18 protein-coding genes are annotated in these 18,908 nt (G+C 69.5%); 10 read left to right on the top strand and 8 right to left on the bottom strand.

Features of this window, described 5'->3' with window-relative positions; translation table 11 throughout:
• Positions 1-3 precede the first annotated feature (3 nt).
• Genes EL338_RS21625 through eccE form a run of 8 tightly spaced genes read left to right on the top strand, consistent with a single transcriptional unit; the run spans position 4 to position 7,136 of the window.
• Positions 4-315, top strand: a complete 312-nt coding sequence (locus tag EL338_RS21625; RefSeq protein WP_126335616.1) for a PE family protein — start codon at positions 4-6, stop codon at positions 313-315.
• Positions 315-1,892, top strand: a complete 1,578-nt coding sequence (locus EL338_RS21620; RefSeq protein ID WP_126335615.1) for a PPE family protein — start codon at positions 315-317, stop codon at positions 1,890-1,892. The genes EL338_RS21625 and EL338_RS21620 overlap by 1 nt, the downstream gene beginning before the upstream one ends.
• A gap of 45 nt (positions 1,893-1,937) precedes the next feature.
• Entirely contained in the window at positions 1,938-2,231 is a 294-nt protein-coding gene (gene esxG, locus EL338_RS21615; protein ID WP_126335614.1) for a type VII secretion system protein EsxG, read from the top strand.
• On the top strand, positions 2,231-2,518 hold the full coding sequence (locus EL338_RS21610; RefSeq protein WP_126335613.1) for a WXG100 family type VII secretion target: 288 nt from the start codon (positions 2,231-2,233) through the stop codon (positions 2,516-2,518). The genes esxG and EL338_RS21610 overlap by 1 nt, the downstream gene beginning before the upstream one ends.
• A gap of 4 nt (positions 2,519-2,522) precedes the next feature.
• Positions 2,523-3,371 carry an ESX secretion-associated protein EspG gene (locus EL338_RS21605; RefSeq protein ID WP_126335612.1) on the top strand — a complete coding sequence of 283 codons (849 nt, stop codon included), beginning with the start codon at positions 2,523-2,525 and terminating at the stop codon, positions 3,369-3,371.
• Positions 3,372-3,385: 14 nt separating this feature from the next.
• The gene (gene eccD / locus EL338_RS21600) at positions 3,386-4,810 is read left to right on the top strand and encodes a type VII secretion integral membrane protein EccD (RefSeq protein WP_276005904.1); all 1,425 of its coding nucleotides are present in this window, start codon (positions 3,386-3,388) and stop codon (positions 4,808-4,810) included.
• The gene (gene mycP / locus EL338_RS21595; protein WP_126335611.1) at positions 4,807-6,192 is read left to right on the top strand and encodes a type VII secretion-associated serine protease mycosin; all 1,386 of its coding nucleotides are present in this window, start codon (positions 4,807-4,809) and stop codon (positions 6,190-6,192) included. Before eccD ends, mycP begins: the two co-directional genes overlap by 4 nt.
• 50 nt (positions 6,193-6,242) lie before the next feature.
• Positions 6,243-7,136 carry a type VII secretion protein EccE gene (gene eccE / locus EL338_RS21590; protein ID WP_235666566.1) on the top strand — a complete coding sequence of 298 codons (894 nt, stop codon included), beginning with the start codon at positions 6,243-6,245 and terminating at the stop codon, positions 7,134-7,136.
• On the opposite strand, the gene EL338_RS21585 is transcribed toward eccE, so the two are convergent.
• Genes EL338_RS21585 through EL338_RS21575 form a run of 3 tightly spaced genes read right to left on the bottom strand, consistent with a single transcriptional unit; the run spans position 7,126 to position 10,501 of the window.
• Positions 7,126-8,349, bottom strand: coding sequence for an alpha/beta hydrolase family protein (locus tag EL338_RS21585; RefSeq protein WP_126335609.1), 1,224 nt, complete (start codon positions 8,347-8,349; stop codon positions 7,126-7,128). The two genes, eccE and EL338_RS21585, sit on opposite strands and share 11 nt — an antisense overlap.
• 28 nt (positions 8,350-8,377) lie before the next feature.
• Positions 8,378-9,256 carry an amidohydrolase family protein gene (locus EL338_RS21580; protein ID WP_126335608.1) on the bottom strand — a complete coding sequence of 293 codons (879 nt, stop codon included), beginning with the start codon at positions 9,254-9,256 and terminating at the stop codon, positions 8,378-8,380.
• A 33-nt stretch (positions 9,257-9,289) separates the two neighbouring features.
• Positions 9,290-10,501, bottom strand: coding sequence for an MFS transporter (locus tag EL338_RS21575; RefSeq protein WP_126335607.1), 1,212 nt, complete (start codon positions 10,499-10,501; stop codon positions 9,290-9,292).
• A gap of 38 nt (positions 10,502-10,539) precedes the next feature.
• Here EL338_RS21575 and EL338_RS21570 point away from each other — a divergent pair, with 38 nt between their 5' ends.
• Positions 10,540-12,003 (top strand): HNH endonuclease signature motif containing protein, encoded by a 1,464-nt coding sequence (locus tag EL338_RS21570; RefSeq protein WP_126335606.1) that lies wholly within the window; start codon positions 10,540-10,542, stop codon positions 12,001-12,003.
• Here EL338_RS21570 and EL338_RS21565 read toward each other — a convergent pair.
• Positions 12,000-12,926 carry a hypothetical protein gene (locus EL338_RS21565; protein WP_126335605.1) on the bottom strand — a complete coding sequence of 309 codons (927 nt, stop codon included), beginning with the start codon at positions 12,924-12,926 and terminating at the stop codon, positions 12,000-12,002. The two genes, EL338_RS21570 and EL338_RS21565, sit on opposite strands and share 4 nt — an antisense overlap.
• A gap of 99 nt (positions 12,927-13,025) precedes the next feature.
• On the opposite strand from EL338_RS21565, the gene EL338_RS21560 reads away from it, so the two are divergent.
• Entirely contained in the window at positions 13,026-13,652 is a 627-nt protein-coding gene (locus tag EL338_RS21560; RefSeq protein ID WP_235666245.1) for a phosphatase PAP2 family protein, read from the top strand.
• Here EL338_RS21560 and EL338_RS21555 read toward each other — a convergent pair.
• From EL338_RS21555 to EL338_RS21540, 4 genes are all read right to left on the bottom strand, one after another.
• Positions 13,606-15,090 carry a bifunctional phosphatase PAP2/diacylglycerol kinase family protein gene (locus tag EL338_RS21555; protein WP_126335603.1) on the bottom strand — a complete coding sequence of 495 codons (1,485 nt, stop codon included), beginning with the start codon at positions 15,088-15,090 and terminating at the stop codon, positions 13,606-13,608. The two genes, EL338_RS21560 and EL338_RS21555, sit on opposite strands and share 47 nt — an antisense overlap.
• 24 nt (positions 15,091-15,114) lie before the next feature.
• Complete coding sequence (locus EL338_RS21550; protein WP_126335602.1) at positions 15,115-16,047, bottom strand: hypothetical protein; 933 nt, start codon at positions 16,045-16,047, stop codon at positions 15,115-15,117.
• Positions 16,040-17,341, bottom strand: a complete 1,302-nt coding sequence (locus EL338_RS21545; protein ID WP_126335601.1) for a DUF5631 domain-containing protein — start codon at positions 17,339-17,341, stop codon at positions 16,040-16,042. The genes EL338_RS21550 and EL338_RS21545 overlap by 8 nt, the downstream gene beginning before the upstream one ends.
• Positions 17,342-18,258: 917 nt before the next feature.
• Complete coding sequence (locus EL338_RS21540) at positions 18,259-18,804, bottom strand: hypothetical protein (protein ID WP_126335600.1); 546 nt, start codon at positions 18,802-18,804, stop codon at positions 18,259-18,261.
• Positions 18,805-18,908: the final 104 nt, after the last annotated feature.

Below are 18,908 nucleotides of genomic sequence, written 5' to 3'. Positions count from 1 at the left end.
ATCATGACGCTTCGTGTGGTTCCTGAGGGCCTGGCGGCCACCAGCGCTGCGGTGGAGGCACTGACCGCGCGGCTGGCGGCGGCGCACGCCGCGGCGGCCCCGCTGATCACCGCCGTCGTCCCGGCGGCGGCCGATCCGGTGTCGCTGCAGACCGCGGCCGGCTTCAGCGCCCAGGGCGCCGAGCATTCCGGCGTCGCGGCCCAGGGTGTCAGCGAGCTCGGCCGCGCCGGCATGGGTGTCGCCGAGTCGGGCGTCAGCTACGCCACCGGTGATGCCATGGCCGCGTCGACCTACATGATTGCCCGCGGCGTCTGATGACCGCACCCATTTGGTTCGCCTCACCCCCGGAGGTGCATTCGGCGCTGCTGTCCAGCGGCCCGGGCCCCGGGCCGCTGATGGCTGCCGCGGGTGCATGGAGCAGCCTGAGCGCTGAATATGCCTCGGCGGCAGCCGAACTGACGGCATTGCTCGGTCAGGTGCAGGCCGGATCCTGGGAGGGGCCGAGCGCGCAGCAGTACGCCGCCTCGCACCTGCCGTACCTGGCGTGGCTGACGCAGGCCAGCGTCAACAGCGCGGGTATGGCGGCCGAACAGCAGACGGCCGCCGCGGCCTACACCACGGCGCTGGCCACCATGCCGACGCTGGGGGAGATCGCGGCCAACCACGCCACCAAGGCGGCGCTGATCGCGACGAACTTCTTCGGCATCAACACCATTCCGATCGCGGTGACCGAGGCCAACTACGCCCGGATGTGGGTGCAGGCGGCCACCACCATGAGCGTCTACCAGGGCATCAGCACCGCCGCGCTGGCCACGGCCCCGCGGACCACCGTGGCGCCGTTCATCCTGACGCCCGGCGTCGGCGAGGCCGGCATGGCCACGGCGAACATGATGCAGACCGCCAACCAGGCCCAGGCCGCGGATGCGGGTTCGGCGAACTCGAATTCGAACATCATCTCGGACCTGCTCGGCGGCTACGGCGACATGATGGATCAGCTGTTCGGGCCGATCATCGATTTCCTGAAGGATCCGCTGGGCAACCTGCAGCAGCTGATCACCGACTTCCTGACCAATCCGGCGCAGGCGTTGGTGACCTGGTGGCCGCTGCTGTTCGCGGTCGGCTATCAGGCGATCTTCCAGCCCGTCGGCTGGACCACCTGGTCGCTGATCGCCGCGTCGCCGGCGCTCATCCCGATTTTCATCGCGCTGGGCGTCGTCGGCCTCAACGAACTGATCCAGCGGATGGAGCCGCCGGCGGAGGTGGCCCCCGAGGAGGAACCTGCCGCCGCGACCGCGCCGAACCGTCCCGACAACATGCCGCTGGCCAGCCTGGCGCCGTCGACAGCGGCGCCGGCTCCCGCCCCCGCACCGGCGCCCGCACCGGCCCCCGCCGCGGGTACCCCCGCACCGCCGCCGCCCGCGGGTGTGGAGGTCGTCGCCTACGCCGTGCACGGCGGCAACCCCGAGGAAGGCGTCGGGCCCACGCTCAACGAGGGCACCGGCGCCAAGGCGCCGGCGTCGGGCATCCCGGCCGCCGCCGCGGTGGGCGCCGCGGCATCCAGTCGGGAGAAGAGCCGGGCGCGTCGGCGTCGGGGCGCGGCGGTCAAGGACCGCGGGCACCGCGACGAGTACATGACGATGGACGACGGGCCCGGCGTTGCGCCGGAACCGACCCCGGAGCCCGCGAGCCGGCCGCAACCCACCACCAAGGCCTCCGACCAGGGCGCCGGACAGTTGGGTGCGACCGGAGGTTTCAGCGGTACCGGAGCCAAGGAGGACGTGGGTCAGGCGAGCGGGTTGACCACGCTCGACGACGACACGTTCGGCAACGGGCCCACCACGCCCATGCTGCCCAACAGCTGGGGAGAGGGGGAACCACCTGAACGTCCGTAATGCACGAATCATCCTGTTGCTCACAAAGATTGGAGAACACCGAGTATGAGTCTTCTCGACGCTCACATCCCGCAGATCATTGCTTCGGAATCGGCCTTCGGCGCCAAGACGGCGCTGATGCGCAGCACCATCGCGCAGGCCGAGCAGGCCGCGATGTCCTCGCAGGCCTTCCACATGGGCGAGTCCTCGGCTGCCTTCCAGGCCGCCCACGCCCGCTTCGTCGAGGTGGCCGCCAAGGTCAACACGCTGCTCGACGTCGCCCAGATCAACCTCGGTGACGCCGGCGCCAGCTACGTCGCGCAGGACGCCGCCGCCGCCAGCACCTACGGAGGTTTCTGATGTCCCAGATCATGTACAACTACCCCGCCATGATCGGCCACGCCGGCGACATGGGTGCCTACGCGGGCACCCTGCAGGCCGTCGGGGCGGACATCGCCACCGAGCAGGCTGCGCTGCAGGGCGCCTGGCAGGGTGACACCGGTATGACCTACCAGGCCTGGCAGGCCCAGTGGAACACCGCGATGGAGGAGCTCGTCCGGGCCTACCGCGCGATGTCGATGACCCACGAGAGCAACACCATGGCCATGCAGGCCCGCGACGCCGCCGAAGGCGCTAAGTGGGGCTGACCCCATGAGGTCGCCCAACGCGGTCGAACTGACCGCCGAGGGCGCCTGGTACATCGCGGATACCGTGGGCGCCGGCACCTTTCCCTGGGTGCTGGCGATCACGCCGCCGTACCAGGACGGTTCGGAACGCGCGGCTTTCAATGCGCGCCAGACCGAGCATCTGACCCGCCTCGGGGTGTTGGTCGGAGACAGGATCGACCCAGCGGTCGAGCGTTGGATCCGGGTGGTCTGCCACCCGGAGCAGTGGCTCGAACTGCGCTTCGTCGGGAGCGGGGCCGACGAGGGGGATCTGCTGCGCGGGATCGTCGCGCGCCGCGGTGAACACACGGTGGTCGCGCTGCGCAACGCGCAACTGGTCACCTTCACGGCGATGGACATCGCCGAACCGTACGGGCTGGTTCCGGTGGTGACGGTGGGCCTGTCGAACCGCGCCCCGGCGCGGTTCGACGAGTTCGCCATGCCGGCCCGAGTCGGTGCCCGCGCCGACGAACAACTGCGTAACGGCGCCGAATTATCCAGCGTGCTGGACTATCTCGGCGTTCCCGCCTCGGCGCACGCCGTGGTGCAGTCGGTCTTCAGCGGCCCGCGGCGATACGTCGAGATCGTCGCGGGGCAGCGCCGAGAGGCCACGCAGCAGACCGCCGAAGTCGGCGTCGCCGTCGTCGACACCAATGAAGGCCGGGTGTTGGTGAGTCCCACCCGGGCCTTCGACGGCGAATGGATTTCCACCTTCGCGCCTGGCACGCCGTTCGCCATCGCGTTGGCCTTGCAGAACCTCACGGCGACGCTGCCCGACGGCCAATGGTTCCCGTCGGCACCCATGGCCCGTGACTTCACCACCCAAAGAAGCTGAAAGAGAACGAATAGATGACTGACACCTCCGGGGCGACCATTGCCACTCCGGTTCTGCCGATCGTGCGCGTGGCCGTGCTGGCCGAGAGCCGGATCACCGAGATTGCGCTGCCGGCCCAGGTGCCGCTGCGCGAGATCATGCCGGCCGTGCTGCGCCTGCTGCCCGACGAGGAGGAGGCGCAGGACAGCGGTGACGAGCCGACCGCGCGCCGCCGGCTGAGCCTCGCGCCGATCGGCGGTGCCACGTTCTCGCTCGACGCCACCCTGGACACGGTCGGCGTGGTCGACGGCGATCTGCTTGCGCTGCAGCCGGTTCCGGCCGGGCCGGCCGCGCCGGGCATCGTCGAGGACGTCGCCGACGCGGCGGTCATCTTCTCCGAGTCGCGCAAGCGGCCCTGGGACACCACCCACATCCAGCGCGCCGCCCGCGCCGCGGTGATCGTCGTGCTGTTGGCGGGCACCGGTTTCGCGGTGGCCCACCGTCTGCTCACCGGTGATGTCACCGGCTTGTTCGCCGTCAGCGCGCTCGCCGCCGTCGCCGTCGTCGCGGCGCTGGCGCTGCGGGCCCGCTCGCCGCAGCCCGCCGTCGAACTGTCGATCGCCGCGCTGGTCCCGATCGCCGCGGCGTTCGCGCTGGCCGTACCGGGCGAATTCGGTCCGCCGCAACTGATCCTGGCCGCCGCCGGCGTGACCGCCTGGTCGTTGATCAGCACCTTCATCTCCGAGCGCTCGCTGGGCTTCTTCACCGCCGGCACCGTCGTCGGCTTCGGCGTCCTGGTGGCCTCGGCCGTCGCGGCGATCTGGAACGTGTCGCTGGTGGCGCTGGGCTGCGGCCTGATCGTGTTGGCGCTGCTGGTCACCGTGCAGGCCGCACACCTGTCGGCGATGTGGGCCCGGCTGCCGTTGCCGGTCATCCCCGCCCCGGGCGACCCCGCCCCGTCGGCGCCGTCGTTGAAGATCCTGGAAGACCTGCCGCGCCGCGTGCGGATCAGTGATGCGCACCAGACCGGTTTCATCGCCGGCGCGGTGATCCTGTCGGTGCTCGGTTCGTTGGCCATCGCCGTGCAGTCGGATCCGGGCGTGTGGGGCTGGTACGTCGTGATCGCCACCGCCGCCGCGGCCGTGCTGCGGGCCCGCGTCTGGGACACCGCCGCCTGCAAGGCGTGGCTGCTGGCCCAGCCGTACCTGGTGGGTGTGGCGCTGCTGGTCACCTTCGCGATCCAGGGCCGCTACCAGTTGGCGCTGTGGGCGGTCGTGGCGCTCGCCGTGGTCACCGTGGTGTGGATCTTCGCCGCCACCAACCCGAAGTTCGCCTCGCCCGAGAGCTATTCGCTGCCGATGCGCCGCTACGTGAGCTTCCTGGCCGCGGCCCTCGACGCCTCGCTGATCCCGGTCATGGCCTACGGGGTGGGCCTGTTCACCTGGGTTCTCAATCGATGACCCGAGTGCTTCGGCGCGGGCTCAGGGCCACGGCGGCCGGCTGTGCGGCCGCGCTGGTGATGAGCCCGGCGGCGTGGGCGATCGTCCCGCCGACCGTCGATCCCGAAACCCCGCCGCCGGCCGGCAACACCGGCCCGGCCGCCCCGATGCAGCAGCAGGGTGACTGCATCACCACCGGCGTGCTGCCCGGCTCGGATCCGGCCGCCGCCTCGCCCAACCAACGGATGCTCAATCTCGAAGGCGCGTGGCGGTTCTCCCGCGGCGAAGGGCAGACCGTCGCCGTCATCGACACCGGTGTCAAGCCGGGTCCGCGGTTGCCGGACGTCGAGGCCGGCGGCGACTACGTCGCCAACGGTGACGGGCTGACCGACTGCGACGGCCACGGCACATTGGTCGCCGGGCTCATCGCTGGGAAGCCCGCGGACGGCGATGCCTTCTCCGGTGTCGCACCGGAGGCCCGGATCATCGCGATCCGGCAGACCTCGCCGCGCTACTCACCGCGCACCACCGGCGGTGACCCGGTACTCGAGCACGCCGTCGTCGACATCGCGTCGCTGGCGCGGGCCGTCGTGCGCGCCGCCGATCTCGGGGCGCGGGTCATCAACATCTCCTCGGCGACCTGCCTGCCCGCCGGCAGTGACGTCGACCAGTCCGCGCTCGGCGCGGCCCTGCGCTACGCCGCGGTCGACAAGGACGCCGTCATCGTCGCCGCGGCCGGCAACGCCGGTCCGAACGGGATCGCCGGCGGTCAGGCCTGCCATTCCAATCCGCTTGGCGGATCGATCAATCCGGAGGACCCGCGCAACTGGGCGGCCGCCAGCGCGCTGTCGACGCCGTCCTGGTGGCAGCCCTATGTGCTGTCGGTGGGGTCGCTGACGTCGGGCGGCCAGCCCTCGGAGTTCACCATGAGCGGGCCCTGGGTGGGCATCGCGGCGCCGGGGGAGAACATCGTCTCGCTGAGCAACGGTGAGGGCGGCCTGGCCAACGGTGTGCCGACCGACCGCGGGCAGATGACCACCATCAGCGGCACCAGCTTTGCCACCGCGTACGTGTCCGGGGTGGCCGCGCTGCTGCGCAGCCGGTTCCCGGAAATGCCTGCCAACCAAGTCATTCAGCGGCTGACCCGCACCGCCCACAACGGCGCTAGGGACCCGTCCAACCTGGTGGGTGCCGGCACGCTCGACCCGGTGGCCGCCCTGACGTGGGAACTGCCGCCGCCTCCACCTGGCGCGCCCGAGGCCACCCAGATCGCGGCCCCCGTGGTGGCGCCGCCCGAAAACCACACCCCGCGCAACATCGCGTTCGCCGGCACGGCCGCCCTGGCGCTGGCCGTCGCCGCCACGGCGTACGCGGCGCACCGACGAAAGGAACGCTCCCAGTGAGGATTGCTTGGCCGGGAGCCGGTCGACTCACCCTGATTGCGTTGGCGGTCGTGCCCGCGGCGATGTCGTACCCGTGGCAGACCGACACCGGTAAATGGGCGCTCGGCATCGCCATCGCGGTGACGATCATCCTGCTGGCCCAGTGGCACGGGATGTTCCTGACCACCATGATCAAGCGGGGCGTCGCGCTGATCGGCGCCCGCGAATCCGGCAGTGGCGCACACCAGTTGGTCCAGCGCACCGAGGCCGACGCGCAGACCACCGCGGTGCTGCGCGTGCTGCCGGAGAGCGACGGCGACCTGCCGCTGGACGTGCTCGCCGGCTACCTGGACCGGTATGGGCTGCGGTGCGAGGCCGTGCGGGTCACCAGCCGCAACACCCCGGCGGGGCGCACCACCTGGATCGGGCTGACCATGTCGGCGGCCCCGAATCTCACCGAACTGCAGGCGCGTTCGCCGCGGATCCCGCTGCGCGACACCGCCGAGGTGACGTTGCGCCGACTCGCCGATCACCTGCGCGAACTCGGTTGGGCCGTCACCACATCGGAGGTCGACGTGCCGGACCTCCTCGGGCCGCAGGCCAAGGCGAAGTGGCGAGCGGTCCAGGACGGGTCGGACAGCTACGTGGCCGCCTACGCGGTGGACGTCAACGACGCCCTGCCGGAGACCCTGGTCAAACTGTGGGAGCACGCCTCGCCGGAGGTGTGGACCGCGGTGCAGATCACCCCGGGCACCCAGGTGGCGGCCGCCTGCGCGATCCGCACCGACGACAAGCCGAAGGGCGCCGCGCCGCTGCCGGGCCTGCGCCCGCTGCGTGGCTACCAGCTGGAGGCGCTGGACGCGTTGTCGCCGAATGCCGCCGACCCGCTGCCGGGCGCAAATCCCACCGCCGCCGACCTGGCCGACCTGCGCTGGCCCGCCGGCGCGGAGAAGGTCAGAACATAACGGGGCGAAGGAATCTCGTCATCCGGCGCAGATACTCCGGCTGGCTGACGTGCAGGATGTGGTTGCCGGGGAACCAGTGGAACGCGCAGCGGTCCCAGTGTTCCCACAGCGCCTCGGCCTGCTCCGGCGGGGCGAGCCGATCGCCGAGACCGGCGATGATGAGCCGGCGGTCCTTGGGCACCTTCGGGGCGTAGTTCAGCGGGGAATGGAAGGCCGACGCCTGCGCGGCCTCCTCCCGGCTGATGCCGCTGGCGTGCCGGCCGAACTCGACCAGCTTGTTGGCCGGCCACCAGTCGTCGAACGCCGATTCCGGGTTCACCACAGGCACATTCGGAATCACGGCCTGCAGCCGGTCCTCGACGGACGCGATCAGCGACGAGGTATAGCCGCCCAGCGACATGCCCGTCAGCGCGATCTTGTCCACGCCGGTGGACTCCAGATAATCCAGGACCGACCGGAAGTCGTGGACGGCCTGCGCCATGGCCTCGGCCATGCCCGCCATCCCGTTGGAGAAGAAGCCGTAACCGCTGAACGGTGAGAACCGCTCGGCGCGGCGGCCGTGGAAGGGCAGCGTGTAGAGCAGCACGTCGAAACCCGTGCGGTAGAACCACGGCAGCGAGAAGAACAGTCCGTTGAACAGGTAGGGCGAGCCCAGGAATCCGTGGATGACGCACAGGGTCGGGTGGGGGCCGTCGTCGTGCCGCCAATGCTGGGCGTGCACCACGTTGTTGCGGTTCAGTCCGCGCCACAGGTTGCGCATCTCGGGATTGCGCGCCTCGTAGCTGCTCTGGAACTGCACGTGCTGGACATCGCCGTGGGCGATCTGGCGGGCGATGGGGTTCGACGGCTGGATCGACACGCGCGGCGCGGCGGTGGGGGCCGGGAACGACGCCTCGGCGTCGCGCTGGGCCGCGAGATCGGCGTAGAACCGCAGGTGTTCGCGTTCGCGGCGCAGGTCGTTGCCGCGCAGCACGCCGGCGATGACCGGTGGCAGCATGGCCGCGCCGACCAGGGAGGCGATACCGGTGCGCAGGCCCAGGTCGGCGATCACGGAGGCGTCGACGACGGCGCGTTGCGCCAGCGTCAGATCCGAGCGGTCGGGCAGACCTCGCTCGCCGGCATCGGCGCCGGGGACGTCGGGAACCGGGATCGGCGGATCGACCGGTGGATCGGCTTCGGGCCGCGCCGCGGCGGCCGGGTTGGATGAGGCCACAACACCCGATGGTAGCCCTGTAACGCGCTCAGGACAGGCCGAACAGCCGTGCGCCGTTGCGGTAGAACACGTCGCGCAGCCAGTCGTCGTCGGCCACACCGAGATCGGTGATCGCACGCATCGCCTCGGCGTAGCTGTAGGGGATGTTCGGGAAGTCGCTGCCGAACAGGATGCGTTCGCCCAGATCGCGCAGGCGGGGCAGGTGGTCGGCGGGGAACGGCATCGCGGCCTCGGCGAATGCGGTGAACGCCATGGTGGTGTCCAGGCGGACCTGCGGGTGATCCGCGGCGATGTCGAGGAACTCGGTGTACTCGGGCATGCCCATGTGGGCGATGATCAGGACCAACCGCGGGTAACGGGTCAGCAAGCTGCGGATGGGATCGGGGCCGGTGTAGTCGCCGGGGGCCGGACCGGAACCGCAGTGGATGACCACCGGGGTCGCGCTGTCCTGCAGGATTGCCCACACCCCGTCGAGCCGGGGGTCGTTGGGTTCGTACTGCCCCACCTGGATGTGTGACTTGAACAGCTTGGCGCCCTGGGTGATTGCGGTCTCCACGTAGTCCGCGGCGCCGGGTTCGGGGTAGAACGTGGCGGTGCTCAGACAATCCGGGGTCTGCAGGGCGAACTGCCGGGCCCAGCCGTTGAGCCACTCGGCCATGTCCGGCTTGTGCGCGTACACCAGCGAGCTGAAGGCGCGAACCCCGAAGCGGCGCAACATGTGGACGCGTTCTTCCTCGGCGGTGCGGTAGCGGATCGGCCATTCGCGGCCCGTCAGCGGGCCCGCCGAGTCGAAGTACTGCCACACCTTGTCCATCACCGACTTCGGCATGAAGTGGGTGTGGACGTCGACGATGCCCGGCAGCTCGAGCTGCTGCCAGATCTGCCGGACCGGCGCTATCTCATCCATCTCGTCCATGATGTCAGCCGGGCTTCGCCGGGATCATCGGGCCGTCGTGGCCGCGCGTCGGCGCCGGAGGGCGACGGCGGCCAGCGCGACGGCGACCAGTTGGACGCCGGCCACGGTGGCGATCAGTGCGGGGACCGAGGTGTCGTAGAGCCAGCCCGTCAGCGCCCCGCCGGCGGCGGTGGCCGCGCCCATCCCGGCGGCGAACAGTCCGTACGCGGTGGCCCGTCGGGGCGGGGCCACCAGGTCGGCGACGACCGCGCGCAGGGTGGACTCCTGGATGCCGACCGCGGCGCCCCAGGCCAGGGCGCCGGCGATGACCAGCGTGACGTCGTTGGTGAAGGCGACGGTCGGGATGATCAGTGCCAGGACGGGCAGCGCCGCCAGGGTGACCGGGCCAACGCGGTCGTAGAGCCAGCCGGACGCCAACGCGGCCACCGCATCGGCGGCCATGGCCGCCGCGTAGATCACCGGCACCGCGGCAGGCGGCAGCAGTCCGCGGGTGACCATGTGGAAGGACAACACCCCGAAGGTGGCGAACCCGACCATGGTCGTGGCGGTGAACGCGCAGTACAGCCAGAACTCCCTGGGCAACGGCGCCCGCGTCGTCACGGGGCTTCCGTCGGCCTGCCGGTCGCGGTCGACCGGTTCGTACTCGCTGGGTCGGGGCACCCGCCACCGCAGCCAGATCAACAGGGCCAGCACGGCGGTGCCGGGGGCGGCGAGTACACCCAGCGCGGGACCGTAGTCGCCGCCGGTGAGGACCAGCATGCCCGCGACCGTCAACGGACCCAGCATCGCGCCGATCTGATCGAGGGCCTCGTGCACGGCGAAGCCGACACCGCGGCCGGTGACGTGCGTGGCGTGGGAGAGCAGCGTGTCCTTGGCGGGGCTGCGGACGGCCTTGCCCACCCGTTCGGCGATCACCAGTGCGCACGCCACCCACAACGTCGCGGTGACGCCGAGGAACGGCACGGTGACGACGGTGAGCGCGTAACCGGCGATGGTCCACGCCCAGAACCGCTGGGTGCGGTCGGTCAACGGCCCGGACACCACGCGCAACGCCAACGCCGCGGCCTCGCCGATGCCCGTCACCAGCCCCACCACCAGCGCGGTGGCGCCCAGCGAGGCCAGCAGCGGCCCGGTGATGGAGCGAGCCCCCTCGTAGACGACGTCGGCGAGCAGGCTCACCGTGCCGAAGACGGTGACGAATCGCCAGGCGCTCAGCGACGGTCCGGGCGACGGCATGCCGTCAAGTGTCACACCTCCATGCCACAATCGAAAGTATGTTCGAACAGGCCAAGGTCAAGCCGCCGACCCCGGCGACAACCGCGCTGGTCGACCGCATCGCGGCGGCGTCGCGGGCCGAAGCGCAGGCGGCCGCCGAACGGCTGGTGTCGATCGCGGACCTGTTCGAGGAGCGGGAGAAGAGCTTCGGTGGCTGCGACGACTGGGTGATCGATCTGTTCGAGGCGGTGGCCGCCGAAGTGGCCGCGACGTTGCGGATCGGGCTGGGGCTGGGCACCAGCTACCTTCGTTACGCCATGGCCATGCGCCACCGCCTGCCCAAGGTGGGTGCGAGGTTCGAGGCCGGAGACATCGATTTCCGCCTCTTCCAAACGATCGTCTTCCGTACCCACCTAATTACCGATCTCGATGCGTTGGACGAGGTCGATGCCCAGATCGCCGCGCGGGCACCTCGGTGGCCCGCGATGAGCCGGCGGCGCCTGGCCGGAGCGATCGACAAGATCGTCGCCAAGGTCGACCCGGATGCGGTGCGACGGTCGAAGGAGTCGATCGAGGATCGCTACGTGAAGGTGCAGGCCACCGATGACGGCATGGCCGAGGTGGTGGGACAGGTCTTCGACACCACGGGCAAGGCGCTGGATCGACGTCTCGACGAGTTGGCGGGCACCGTGTGCGACGGCGACCCGCGCACCCGGGACCAACGCCGCGCCGATGCGCTCGACGCGATGGTCGCCGGAGCCGACCGGCTGACCTGCACCTGCGGGAGCGACACCTGCCCGGCCTGGTCGAACACGCGACCGGCGGGCAACGTCGTCATCCACGTGGTGGCCGAGCAGGGCGCGCTGGACGGCACGTCCCAGACGCCGGCGGTGATCCCCGGCAGTGATGCGTTGATCTCGGCCGAGGTGCTACGCGAACTCGCGGCCAACGCCAAGCTGCTGCCGGTGATCGGGCCCATCGACGCCCCGCCGGAGCCGCGGTACAGCCCGTCGCGCGCATTGGCGGATTTCGTACGCTGCCGGGACCTGACCTGCCGGGCGCCCGGCTGCGATCATCCCGCGGCCAATTGCGATCTCGACCATACGATTCCTTACGAGCGCGACGGCCTGACGCACGCCTCGAACTTGAAGGCGCTGTGCCGAAAACACCACTTGCTCAAGACTTTTTGGGGCTGGCGCGACGAGCAGCTGCCCGATGGCACGGTCATCTGGACCCTGCCCGATGGTCGCCGCTACGTCACCATGCCCGGCAGTGCCCTGCTGTTCCCCACGCTGTGCACGCCGACCGGCTACCTGCCCGAACCCGGCGGCTCGGCCGAGGAGCGGTGCGGGAACCGGACCGCGATGATGCCGCGGCGTCGCCGGACCCGCGCCCAATATCGCGCCGCAGCCATTGAAGCCGAACGTCGGCGAAATCACGAACGTCGCACGCAACGACAACGCTGGAACAACTGGTACTTCGACCTGCCGTCGGTGCCCGACGGCGAGCCGCCACCTTTCTAGGGCAGGCCGGATTCACCACGCTCGTGCAGGATTTCGAGCGGGTCCAGGGTGTCCCACACCGTGCGATAGAAGTCTTCCTTCAGCGCGGCCGCGGCGTCCTCCACATTGAGAAGGTCGGCCACCTGGTCATAGCCGTAATAGGCGATCCCCACCGGCGGCAGCGTCAGCAGCAACTGGTTGATCGCAGCCTGGGGCACGCTCTGCTCCGGATCCGCCGATGCCGCGGCGATCTGCAGCAGCGGGATGGGCAGGTTCACCCACGGCACCATCTGGCTCACCCGGTACCCGGCCTCGAAACCCTCGCGGACAAACGGGTCGATCGCGTCGGGGCTCACGTCCAGCACGGCCTCGCGGATGTCGAGGAATGGGCCGAACATCCCGGCCGGGGTGGGTTCGGGGTCGTCTGGGCGGAACGGATTCGAGAACAGGTCGTCGGTGCCCGACCGGGTCTCGACGTCCGGGACGACGGCGGCCTCGGGGGCCTCCTTGGCCGGCGCCAGCGCTTGCGCGGCCGCGGCCGCTCGGGCGGCCAGGTCCAGGCGCTTGGGCTTGGCCTCGGCGTCGGTGACCTCGGGCTCGTCGGCGGGCTTGGCGGCCTTGTCGAAGCGCTTCTGCAGATCCTTGACCGCCTCGGCCGGGTCGAACTTGGCCACCCGCTCCAACCGGGCCTCGCGAGCCTCCCGGGCGTCGCGGGCAACCTTGGCGGCGCGCTTCTCCAGCTTCGCCGCCGCCTTACCGAGGCCGGTCGACCGCTCCTTCTTGGGGCCGTTGGACTCGGCGGACGTGCTCTCGGACTTGCTGTCCGATTTGGTGTCGGTGCCCTCGGCGTGGGCCGTGGCTACACCGCCGACCGCGATCGCCATCCCGACGCCCGCGGCGACCGCCGCGCCGCCCAGGTATCCGACGTACTTCGGTGCCGTCATCGCCATCCTTCCCAGAGGTCACAGGCATCGTAAGGGGTGCCGTCAACTCGAGCAGGACGAGCGTTGTGGTACGAGTGTGGAGTGACTCGTCGGACCGCAGTGACTGCTGTGGCAGCCGCCCTGCTGTACGTCGTGTTGTGGATCGGATCCGCACAAGACTGGTCCTGGCTGAGCGCCTTCGACTGGTGGTTGCTGGCCCCGCTGCACGACTTCGGCGTCGCTCACCCGGCGTGGGTGGCCCTCTGGGATGCGTTCTGCACCATCTTCGGTCCCGCGGTGTTCCGCCTCGTGACGCTGATCCCCATCATCTGGCTGCTGGTGCGCGGCGACCGGGGCGCGGCGCTGTTCCTGTTCGTCAGTGTGGAACTCAACGGCGTGCTCATCGAGGTGGCCAAGTACATCGCCGGTCGCGCGCGGCCGGACACCGCGCTGGTGTCCGCCTGGTCGTTGTCGTTCCCGTCGGGGCATGCCCTCGGCGTCCTGGTCAGCGTCCTCGCGCTGCTGACCGTGTTGCTCCCGATGGTCGACCCGCGTTGGCGGCGACCGCTGATGATCGCCGGTGCGGTGATCGTCGTCGCGATCGGTTGGGGGCGGGTGGTTCTCAACGTGCACCATCCCTCCGACGTGCTGGCGGGCTGGGCGCTGGGCTACCTCTACTACCTGGCGTGCCTGCCGTTGCTCACGGCGTGGGGCGGAAGACCGGCAGCGCTCGATACATCGAGGTGAACGTGGCGCGGTCGTATTCCTCGCCGACCTCGCCGTCGTGGGCGACCGCGGTGGGCTCGTCGCTGCTGAAGCTGAACTCCGGGGCCTGAATCTCGTGGTAGAGCGGGCTGCGTTCCAGGCGACCCAGCGCCAGCGCGGCCAGGATGCGGGCCCGGGCGAAGCGCCGGCCGGTCTCGAGGATGCGCACGTCGATCAGGCCGTCGTCCATTCGGGTGCGTCGCGACGGGGCGAATCCCGTTGGTAGATAGACCGAATTGCCGAGGAAGAACAGCGACGTCTGCAGCGTCTTGTTGTCGTAGGTGATGCGCACGGGCTCGTCGTTGCGCAGCGTGTGCAGCATCGCGTAGGCCCCGGCCACCTTCTTGCCCAGCCGTCGTTCCAGCTTCTCGCGGGTCTGGACGAACATCGGGTACGCGCCGATGCTCGCGGTGTTGATGACCATGTGTTCCTCGTTGAGGCACACCAGATCCACGCACGACACCGAGCCCGTGCGAATGGCCTCCACCGTGTCGGCGACCGTCGGGCAGCCGATGTCCTTGGCGAAGTGGTTGAACGTGCCAGCCGGGAACACCGCCAGCGGCAGCTTGGCCTCCACGGCGATGGCGGCCGCGGTGGACACGGTGCCGTCGCCGCCGCCGACGGCGAGCACCTCGGCACGCTCGGCCGCGGACTTCAACACCTCGACGGGGTCGTCGTCGGCGTCGAGTTCGACGATCTCCGCGCGCGGCAACGCCTCGCGGACCTCCTCGATGACGTCGGCACCGGTACCGCTGCCAGAGGCCGGGTTGACCACCAGAACCACGCCGGCGCCGTCGGGGCGCGGCGGGGTGTCGACGACGAGAGGTTCGGTGCGCGGCAACTGGGCCTCGACGATCGGTGGGACGAGTTTGCCCCCGATGACCGCGATGGCCGCGCCCATGCCGAAGCCGGCGAGGACGTCGCCGGGGTAATGGGCGCCGGTGGCCACCCGGGACAGGCCGACCAGGCCGCCCAGCAGCGCCAGCCCGAGGCCCAGCGGCGGGTTCTCCAGCCCGACGGCCACCGAGAAGGCCGCGGCGCTGGCCGAATGCCCGGACGGCAGCGAGTGTGACGTGGGGAAGCGCTTGATCTGCCGGGGCAACGGCACCGACGCGCGGTTGGGCCGGGGCCGCTTCCAGATCCGCTTGGCGACCTGGTTGGTCAGCAGGCTGGTGACGGCCAGGGTCGCGACGCCGCGGGCCGCGCCGCGCTGGGCGGTGGGCCGGCCCGAGGCCGCCAGCACGGCGGCGATGGCGAACCACAGCTTGGAGTGGTCGGCCGCCCGGGTGAGCGGCGGCATCACCGTGTCGAGCAGCGGCGTCGGCGAATCAGCGATGGCGTCGAAGACCTCGCGGTCCAGGGTGCCCATCCCTTCAGTGATCCGTTGGAGTCCGCGCGCGCGTTGCCAGGGCAGGTTCATCTGGCCCAGGCTAATAGCGTTTGCTCAGCGACCGGCGTCGTCGCCGGATTTCTTGTCGTTGGGGACGACGATGCGCCGCGTCGCGACGGTCTTGCCTTCGACCTGTTTGGAGACGGTCGGGGCGGTCGGCGGGGCCGACACCCGGCCCTGGACCGGGGCGCCGTTCTTGACCGACGGCACCGAGACCTTCTTGGTGGCGGTCTTGTCGTCGTTGTCGGCACTGGCACCGCCGCGAGCCATCGCGCCCGGCGGCATCATCGGATAGCCGCCCATGCCGCCCATGTGCCCCGGCACCGAGGCGGGCACCGCCGGCGCGACCGACATCATGGTGGCCCTGCCCGAAGTGGGGGCAGTGGCACCCGTCGGCGTCGCGGCCGGGCCGAGGGTGGACATCGGCACGGTACCGCCGAAGCCGCCGCCGCCTCCGCCACCAGCGGCTGTGTCCGGGTCGAGACCCCCTGCGCCGCCGCCGAATTCGTCGCTCAGGGCGGAGGCCTCGAAGGCGTCGAGGCCCAGATCCTCGCCGCCGTTCTCCAGCGCCCCCATGCCCTGTTGCATGAGGCCCTGCATGGACTGGGCCAGCTGCTGCGGCAGTTCCGTCAGCGGCTTGAGGGCCCCACCCAGGGCACCGGCGATGCCGCCGGCGATCCCGCTGGCCATCTGCGGGATCTGCTCGGCCATCTTGCTGACCTCTTGGAACTGTGCCTGGCCCTGAGCCTCGTTCTCGGGGAAGCCGGTCAACGCCCGCTGGGCCAACGCCTGTCGCTCCGCATAGCCCGCCTCACCTGCGGCGATGTCCATCGGATCGTCGGCATTGGCGGCGGTCTGCAGGGTCACCAGGAGTTGCTCGGTCCAGACGGCGGCCGGCCCGATCATGTCCGACGGGATGCCCGGTGGCGGTGGGACGCCGTAGGCCCTCTGATAGGCGTCGCTGTCGAAGTCGATCTGGTCACTCACCGGCGGGCCCCCTCGGTGCCGTGTGCAACGCCTGGAACCAGGCGAAGTGGTAGTTCAAGGTGGTGGGCCGCTGCGCGATCAGCGCGTCGATGGCGGCCAGCAACTGCCAGTTTCCGACGGCGTCGGCGTCGGTCTCCGGATAGTTGTTGCGCACGGCCGCGGCGGTGGCGGCCAGGTGTTCGCGCAGCAGGTCGGCTTCAGTGTCGAGGACGCCGGTGCCGGCAACGCCGGCCTTGGCCAAGGTGTGGGCCAGACGGGGGAGTCCGTCGCGCCAGTTGGTGGCCTGGGTCAGTTCCCAGTTGATGTCGTCGACGTCGGGCAGGTCGCGCGCCCGCAGCGACATCGGTGTCGGGGGAACGTCTTTGGCGTCGGGGAGGAACTGGCCGGGACTCCAGGTTTCGATGAGGGCGGCATCGGCCAGCATGGCCTCGAGGCTGTTGCGTCGCGGTGCCGGCGTGAGAAGTCCGACGCCGGTGGGGATTTCGACGTGCGGCGGGATCCAGCCGCCGGCAAGGTCGGTGACCAGGACGGTGCTGCCGTCATCGCGTTCGCCGATTGCCCAGCGCAGTTGGGGTTCCTGGCGAGCGACCGCTTCCAGGAGGCTCTGCAGGCGCGAGCGGGTGGCGGCCTCGGCTGAGAGTGCTCCGGTGACAGCGCCGGAAGTAGCTGCCGCCGCGGCGGTTTCGGTGAGACCCACCGGCGGTGTGGCAGCGGCAGCGGGGCCTGGTGTGTGGCGGACGACGGGGCCTTGTTGGTGCAAGGCGTTGGCGCCGGCCGCGGAGGTCGGAGCGGATGCCGGTGCTGAGGCCAATGGTGGGGGTGCGGAGGGCACGACGGGGGCAGCCATGGCGGCGGGGCGAAGGTCGGCGCCGTAGGCCGGCAGCGGGCCCGGTGACATGACCGGTGCGGCCGGGGCCATGGTGGTCATCGGGGCGATGGGGGCGGCGTACATGGTGGGTGCCGGCGCCATGGTGCTGTGCGCGGCGTACCCGGTCGAGCCGCCAGCGTGCTGGGCCGCCTCGGCTACAGCGAACCCGGAGCTGGGTGTGGTGGCGGGGGAGAAGTCGGGCCCGCCGCTCGGCATCGCGAAGTCTGGAGTGCCGGTCGACGGTCGGAACGCGGTGTCCATGACGTTCTGCGTCAGCGCTCCGGTGCCCTGCGACATCGGCGCGCCGACCTCGATGCCGCGGGTGAAGCTGTCGGCCAACTGCTGGGGGCCCAGGTCAGGAGCGGAGAACACCGGGGCGGACGGAGCCAGCGAGGCCGAGGTGGTCGGGACCGCGGTCGTCGGCACCGCGCTATCGGGGATTCCGGGGGTGATGTTGCTGATCGTCGTGGGGGTGGGGGTTGAGGGGCCGGCGGGGAGGTCGGGGGAGCTTCCCGCACTTAGTGCAACCCCCGTGCCTTGACCCGCGGCTGATGGCTGCTTGCCCACCGAAGCCGGATAGTGGTCAGAGGGATACGCTCCGCTAGCTGCGGCGCCTCCGACGGGCTGAACTTCGGAAGTCGTCGGCAAGTTTTCGGTGGACCCCATTGATATCGATTCGCTAGTGGACGAGCCATTGGAAACTCCTGTCATGGCTGGCGACTGCGCGGGTTCCTTTAGAGCCTTCTCCACGTAGGACTTGATGTTTTCATGATTTATTGGGCCGGGCTTATTCAGGGTGATCCCGTTTGCAGCCGCGAACTCTTCCGGCGATCGCCCATCGCCTTGGGCGGTCAACACTGCTTGGATCGCTTTCATCATGTTCCCACTGCTGCCGATTGCTTTGTGCGCGGCGTATGCTGAGTACTTCTCAATCGCCGCGATCACCTCGACAACTTTTTGTGGTAGCGACTTCTTGGATTGGATGATCGAGTTGATTTCCTTGTCGGCTTGAGCGCCAATCTCTAGAAGATCCGAACGGAGTTGCTGAAGTGTGTCTGAGGCGGTTCCGTAGGAGGATTTCTTGACACCATTCCTTTGTGAAATATTGGCGGCCTGCTGTTCAGCCCTGTGAACCGCGGAACGGGTGGCATCAGCAGTTGAGCCTTCGACGGCCGCTAGGGTCGTCGTCCTCGTCGTGAACAGTTGATTCTGATAATCCTGAAATAACGACTCAATGCCACCACGATTGCGCGAGGAGTTGGAGGCTGTGGTGATGGACGGTTCGCCAGGTAAGTGAGGTCCAATGATAATCTGGACCCATGGACTAAAGGTGGCGCGAGTAATCATTCACATTCCAGTTTGAGTGTTGACTCAGCAGCTCGAATCTCCGACTTGATCTCATCAACTTTATTCGAGGGTTCGTCGGCGAGTTGGAAGAGGATCGCTCGATGGTATGCTGAAGATAATTGTCTGGCAGCTTCTGCTAAATCATTTTCGGTAGCGCTGTGATCTCGTAATGCCGATTCGATGTAATCTCCGGAAGCATGGAATGCGAGTTTGACTTCAACAGCTAGTATAAAAGCGATCGTTTCGTCATTGCTGGTTCGTGAAGCAGCGGTTTGAATGGCGTTGTACGCAGCATCCCACGCACCGCAGACCGCCTCCTTCGCCTCCGTGACCTCCTGCTCACTGAACTGCTGCTCAGTTGCCTGCGCCTCGGGTTCAGGTGCAGGTTGGAACCACGACGCGATCGCAATGATGATGGCGATCACGGCCAGGGCCGCAGTCAGAACAAGTGGCAGTCGAGAGGACTGCCGCGCAGGTGGCGGGCCTTGCGGAGGCCAGGGTGCTTGAGCTGGCGGCATGCCTCCGTACGGCGGATTCGACATTCCGTGATCGTAACGCCGATTCTCAGCCTGGCTATTCAGTGATTCGCGACCAGGCCCTGCCAGGAAGCCGTACGCAAACGGCACAAAGCGGGACCACCCGGTAT

It is taken from the genome of Mycolicibacterium chitae (assembly GCF_900637205.1).
Taxonomy (GTDB): domain Bacteria; phylum Actinomycetota; class Actinomycetes; order Mycobacteriales; family Mycobacteriaceae; genus Mycobacterium; species Mycobacterium chitae.
The sequence above is the reverse complement of the archived record's forward strand: the minus strand, read 5'-3'. Positions and strand labels throughout refer to the sequence as shown.

Coding starts and splice junctions, on each gene's coding strand:
- EL338_RS21625 (WP_126335616.1), top strand. CDS start 4: ATGACGCTTCGTGTGGTTCCTGAGGGCCTGGCGGCCACCAGCGCTGCG.
- EL338_RS21620 (WP_126335615.1), top strand. CDS start 315: ATGACCGCACCCATTTGGTTCGCCTCACCCCCGGAGGTGCATTCGGCG.
- esxG (WP_126335614.1), top strand. CDS start 1,938: ATGAGTCTTCTCGACGCTCACATCCCGCAGATCATTGCTTCGGAATCG.
- EL338_RS21610 (WP_126335613.1), top strand. CDS start 2,231: ATGTCCCAGATCATGTACAACTACCCCGCCATGATCGGCCACGCCGGC.
- EL338_RS21605 (WP_126335612.1), top strand. CDS start 2,523: ATGAGGTCGCCCAACGCGGTCGAACTGACCGCCGAGGGCGCCTGGTAC.
- eccD (WP_276005904.1), top strand. CDS start 3,386: ATGACTGACACCTCCGGGGCGACCATTGCCACTCCGGTTCTGCCGATC.
- mycP (WP_126335611.1), top strand. CDS start 4,807: ATGACCCGAGTGCTTCGGCGCGGGCTCAGGGCCACGGCGGCCGGCTGT.
- EL338_RS21580 (WP_126335608.1), bottom strand. CDS start 9,256: ATGGATGAGATAGCGCCGGTCCGGCAGATCTGGCAGCAGCTCGAGCTG.
- EL338_RS21575 (WP_126335607.1), bottom strand. CDS start 10,501: ATGCCGTCGCCCGGACCGTCGCTGAGCGCCTGGCGATTCGTCACCGTC.
- EL338_RS21570 (WP_126335606.1), top strand. CDS start 10,540: ATGTTCGAACAGGCCAAGGTCAAGCCGCCGACCCCGGCGACAACCGCG.
- EL338_RS21565 (WP_126335605.1), bottom strand. CDS start 12,926: ATGACGGCACCGAAGTACGTCGGATACCTGGGCGGCGCGGCGGTCGCC.
- EL338_RS21555 (WP_126335603.1), bottom strand. CDS start 15,090: ATGAACCTGCCCTGGCAACGCGCGCGCGGACTCCAACGGATCACTGAA.
- EL338_RS21540 (WP_126335600.1), bottom strand. CDS start 18,804: ATGTCGAATCCGCCGTACGGAGGCATGCCGCCAGCTCAAGCACCCTGG.